Annotated in this window: 2 protein-coding genes and 1 pseudogene; all 3 read right to left on the minus strand. The window is 44.4% G+C overall.

From position 1 onward, the window contains the following. Positions 1 to 37: 37 nt before the first annotated feature. Positions 38 to 667, minus strand: a complete 630-nt coding sequence (locus WBA23_RS04310; protein WP_424581018.1) for a TetR/AcrR family transcriptional regulator — start codon at positions 665 to 667, stop codon at positions 38 to 40. Positions 668 to 795: 128 nt separating this feature from the next. Beyond that, a complete protein-coding gene (locus WBA23_RS04315; RefSeq protein WP_424581019.1) occupies positions 796 to 2,202 on the minus strand; it encodes a Gfo/Idh/MocA family oxidoreductase in 1,407 nt (468 codons plus the stop codon). A 72-nt stretch (positions 2,203 to 2,274) separates the two neighbouring features. Further along, positions 2,275 to 2,533, minus strand: a pseudogene (locus WBA23_RS04320) (hypothetical protein); the annotation flags it as partial.

The following is a 2,533-nucleotide window of genomic DNA, read 5'->3' on the forward strand; positions in this document are numbered from 1 at the left end:
GTTATAGAGAAAAAGTAGTTGTGAACAAAAATGACTATTAGTTTTTTTTATTGTGGGCAATTCCATTGGTCATCATTTGTACCGAAATATTGATTACTTCATCCATCGGAGTTTCGTGAATATTCTGTATTAATTTCTGCTTGGTTTGTACAAACTGGATAACTCCAATATTAGTAGCCCAGATGACCCTTACTAATAGCTGAGGATTGAGATTAGGATTAATTTCGCCTTTGCGCTGTCCCTCCACGATAATTTCTTCGCAGAAATCCTGAATTGATTGACTGATCTTAACGTACTCCTGGAGATTGATGTTAAAATCAGGACGTTCAATATGGGCTAATAAATCGTGATACGTAGAATAGCTCTGATAGTATCGGTAAGCTGCCCAGCAGATGGCTTTAAGCTTTTCTACACTATGCGTATGATTTGCGGTTGCTTGCTGAAAAGCTTGCAATAATAAACTTACGGCTTTGGTACTAATTTCGCCTAAAATCTCGTCTTTGCTCTTAAAATACTTATAGATAGTACCTTTAGCGATATTAGCCCGTTCAGCTACCTGATCAATCGTAAAGTCTTCGATACCTGCATCAATCAACACCAAGTCTGCCGCCGACAATATTTGCTGCCGTCGCATTTCTGCTGATTGATGTTTAGAGCCGACTTTCATAATGACTAGTGGTCAAGAGTATCTATCCATATACCAAAAAGTGGTACAAATGGTTTAGAAATATGAAACCAGCTCCGACCTAAATACGCAATCTATCACCAAAAGATCGCGCTGAATGGGTTGTTTTATCAAATCCTCTTTGCACGAGGCTGTAGATCAGTGAGCGCACCAATCCGAATGGGTTCACCTGACTCAATACTATTACGAGCGGCTACACCGATCAGAATGGACATCGCTCCGTCGCGCACTCCGGCTGCCCGGTCGTAGGGGTCAGGCTTATTGGGACTTTTGAATATTTTGTCGTGCAACCGTTTGTCGCCCCCTCCGTGACCGCCCCGCTCTACCGGCACATTGACCGTCTCAAAGGTATTCCAGTTCTTGTGAACAATCAATGGTTGTGATTGCGCTTCGTCTTCGCCCGACTGATTCATTTCGGCGGCGTGTAATTCCGATTGGCTCATGTTCTCGCTTTTGAAGTAGGGAATATCCAGCCAAGCCTCAATGCGGCCGTCCATCCCGTTAAAAGCGATGCGCCAGCCTTCGTAGGGCGAGTACGTGGTGAGTGAGTAATTAACCACCGTGTCATTAGCATATTTAATCTGCGCTGACATTTTATCGTAGATATTAATATCCTCGCGGAACAAACAGTTATCGCGAATGTAACCATCGTACTTTTCGTTTTTCACGTACAAGTCCATATCCCGCTCACTTTTGGTGATATCCCAATGAAACTTACAATCATTTTTGTGTTCACAGGTGCGGCATTTATCTCCTCGGAAAGGACCATTAATTCCGTAGTGCTCCAGGGCTCCGTAAGCGAATACTTCCGAGGGGTCAGAGTCCAGCCACCAGTTGAGCAGGTCGAAGTGGTGGGTAGATTTATGCACCCACAGCGTACCCCCCGCCTGTCGCAAACCGTGCCAGCGACGGAAGTACGATGCCCCGTGGTAGGTGTTCAAGTACCAGTGAAAATCAACTGAAGTGATCTTTCCTACCGCATTATTCATTAGTAGCTCTTTAATCTTGGTAGCGTAGGGGCTCCAGCGGTAGTTGAAACCCACGATTAAGTTTTTGTTAGAACTTCGTTCAGCATCCAGAATCGCCTGACATTTGCGTTCATCAGTTGTTAGGGGTTTTTCGGTCAGCACATCGCAGCCCATCTGCAAACCTTTAATGATAAATTCGTGATGGGTAGAATCTTTGGTGGTTACAATCACTAAATCAGGTTTGGTCTGATTGACCATCTCTTCAAAATTAGTGAAGATGGGACATTCTACTCCCATGTACTCTTTCGCGTAAGCCAATCGCCCGGGGTTGATATCACTCAATCCGACAAACTCTAGAATATCAGGGTACTGTTCTACCAGTCGTTTGCCCCAAAAGGAGGTGCCGCGCACTCCGGTTCCAACCAAAGCTACTTTAAGCTTTTCATCTCGGAGATCAAACCCAGCGGCAGGGGCGGTGATCATGGAGCCCGCGGCCAGCATACTTACGGAAGTTAAAAAAGAGCGACGCGAAATATCAGTTTTTGACATAGTTGTGTAATTCTAGATTGTTCAGAAATATATTAAGAATTATTGACTTATTTGGGGTAGGCCTGACCGTCTTTAGGGAAGATTAGCCGGTTGCACCTCGAATATGATGCTTTCATAAAACGGTTTTCCTTGTTTGGTTAATCCTTGCACCACTACCTCATACTGACCTAGCTCATCAGAGGTAGTAAATGAAAAAGAGGGAGCATCGTCGGATTGGAAAGTGATATTCGGCTTCCAGTAGAGTAATGTTCTAAAATCGGGTAGCGACGTAGTTAATGAATCGGGCGATGAAAAAGAGACCGATGGTGTGTAGTAGGGCAAGGTAGTGAAG

This window comes from Tunicatimonas sp., assembly GCF_049647865.1.
Lineage (GTDB): Bacteria > Bacteroidota > Bacteroidia > Cytophagales > Cyclobacteriaceae > Tunicatimonas.